We start from the raw sequence: 2,914 nt of genomic DNA on the forward strand, positions 1-2,914 counted from the left end.
AGCACATCCAGTACAGCGGTGAGCCGGTCCCGTACGGCATCCGGCACCGGGGCGTCCTCGACCGTCGGGCACTCCAACACCACCGTGCCGGGAAGGTCCTGCGACGACGCGAGCAACGCCTCCACGTCCGCGAACACCTGTCCGCCCTCGGCCAGAGGCGAGTCCCCGAGCACCGCCCAAGAGGCGGTTCCGGCCTCGGCCGAGCCACCGTCGGCGGCGGGAACCCACTCGATCTCGAACAACGAGTCGGGACCGTCCGCGACCGCCAACTGCTCCGGGCTCACCTCGCGCAGCGCCAGCGACTCCACGGAGGCCACCAACTGGCCCTCTGTGTCCGCCGCTCGGAGGGTGAGGGTCTCCCCGGCTGTGGTGAGGTGGACCCGAAGGGCCGTGGCGCCCGCTGCGTACAGCGCGACGCGGCGCCACGAGAAGGGGACACGGGCACCGTCACCCTGCTCGTCGGCCGCCGCCGCGGCGGCGTGCAGGGCGGAGTCCAGCAAAGCGGGATGTACCCCGAACTCCCGGGCCGTGCTGGTTGGTTCTTCCGGCAGCGCGATCTCGGCGAACACCTCGTCGCCGCGGCGCCAGGCGCTGCGCAGGCCCCGGAAGACAGGCCCGTAGTCGTAGCCGCGGTCGGCCATCACGTCGTAGAAGCCGCCGATGTCGACCGGTTCCGCGTCGCGCGGCGGCCAGACGGCGAAGTCGGCGGCCTCCTCCGGCGTCCCGGTGCCGGGGGCGAGGAGGCCGGTGGCCTGACAGGTCCACGGGGCGTCGACCGTGTCCTCCTCGACGCGGGCGTACACGTCGACCGGGCGCAGGTTCCGGGCGTCCGGTTCACCGACGACGATCTGCACCTGGACGGCGCGGGCCCCGGTCGCCGGGAGCACCAGCGGCGCCTGGAGCGTCAGCTCCTCGACGGTGTCGCAGCCGACCTCCTCACCAGCCCTCAGCGCCAGCTCGACCAGGGCAGTGCCGGGGATGAGGAGGGTGCCGTGGACCGCGTGGTCCGCCAGCCAAGCATGGGTCGCCAGCGAGAGCCGCCCGGTGAGCAGCACGCCCGAGCGGTCGGCAAGCGTGATGGCACCGCCCAGCAGCGGATGGCGCGCCGCGCTCAGACCGACGGCCGTGACATCACCGACGCTGACGGGGGCGTCCAGCCAGTACCGTTCGTGCTGGAAGGCGTACGTCGGCAGATCCACTCGCCGTCCACCGGCCAGCACTGCCGGCCAGTCGACCGAACCACCGCGCGTGAAGAAGCCGCCGGCCGCTTCGACTGCCGCTCGTACCTCGGTCCGGTCCCGGCGTAGGACGGGCACGGCTTGTGTGTCGAGGGTCTGCTCGACGAGTCCGGTCAGTATCGCGTCGGGGCCGATCTCGATGAACTTCCGCACGCCGAGCTCGTGCAGGGCTCGCAGTCCGTCGGTGAAGCGGACGGTCTGGCGCACGTGCCGCACCCAGTACGCAGGCTCGGTGATCTCCGCTCCTGCCACGGTTCCGGTGACGGTGGACACGAAGGGCAGGGACGGCTGGCGGAAGGAAAGCCCTTCGACGACGGCCTGGAAGTCCTTGAGTATCGGGTCCATCAGGGGGGAGTGGAAGGCGTGGCTCACTGTCAGCCGCTTGACCCGCCTGCCCTGGGCGCCGAGGGCGGCAGCGACGTGTTCGATCTCGGTTTCGGCGCCGGAGACGACGACGGCTTCGGGTGCGTTGACCGCGGCGATGTCCGCCCGGTCGGTGATTCCTTCCAGCAGGGGCAGGACTTCGTCCTCGGTTGCCTGCACGGCGATCATCACGCCGTCGTCGGGCAGTGTTTGCATCAGTCGGCCGCGGGCGGCGACCAGCACGCACGCGTCGGTCAGGGACAGCACGCCGGTTACATGCGCGGCGGCGATTTCTCCGATGGAGTGTCCGGCCACTGCGTCCGGGCGGATGCCCCATGACTCGAGCAGCCGGAACAGTGCCACCTCGATGGCGAACAGCGTGGGCTGGGTGAATTCGGTCCGGGACAGGGCCTGTGCGTCTTCGCCCCACATCACCTCACGTGAGGGGCGTGGCAGCAGCGGATCCAGTACCGCGCACACCTCGTCCAGCGCGTTCCGGAACGCGGGGAAGGTGTCATACAACTCCCGTCCCATCCCGACCCGCTGAGCCCCCTGCCCCGTGAACAGGAAGGCGGACATGCCCTCTACCACGGGCCCGGTGAGGGACAACTCACCCAAGCCGTCCAGGAGGTCGGCGTGGTCGGCGCCGACGACGACGGCCCGGTGTTCCAGAACGCTCCGAGTGGTGGCGAGGGAGAACGCGACGTCGACCGGGCGAAGTCCGGGGCGTTCGGCGACGTACGACCGTAGCTGCTCCGCCTGCGCCTGCAGGGCTTGCGGGGATGTACCCGAGATCACCCACGGGACGACACTCCGGTCCCGGGGGTCGGTGTCGGCGGTGTCGGCCGGATCGGGGGCCTGCTCGATGATCACGTGGGCGTTGGTGCCGCTGAACCCGAATGACGACACCGCTGCCCGCCGCGGCCGATCCGTGTCCGGCCAGGCGGACTGTTCGGTGAGCAGTCGTACGTTTCCCGCCGTCCAGTCGATGTGCGGGGAGGGTTCGTCCGCGTGGAGGGTGCGTGGCAGGACGCCTTTGCGTAGCGCCATGACCATTTTGATCACACCGCCGACACCGGCTGCCGCCTGGGCGTGCCCGATGTTGGACTTCAATGACCCCAACCACAGCGGCCGTTCTGCAGGATGCTCCTGCCCGTAGGTCTCCATCAGGGCCTGTGCCTCGATGGGGTCGCCCAGCGACGTGCCCGTGCCATGGGCCTCCACCGCGTCGACCTGCCCGGCCTCCAGTCCCGCGGTGGCGAGCGCCTGCCGGATCACCCGCTGCTGAGCGGGGCCGTTGGGTGCCGTCAGGC

General features: G+C 70.7%; 1 protein-coding gene. It reads right to left on the reverse strand.

The annotated features are described in order from the left end of the window. Positions 1–2,914 (reverse strand): type I polyketide synthase (locus tag IE258_RS40465; RefSeq protein WP_189750788.1); only part of this gene is annotated, 2,914 nt, incomplete at both ends.

The organism is Streptomyces tendae, from assembly GCF_014650435.1.
Taxonomy (GTDB): domain Bacteria; phylum Actinomycetota; class Actinomycetes; order Streptomycetales; family Streptomycetaceae; genus Streptomyces; species Streptomyces tendae.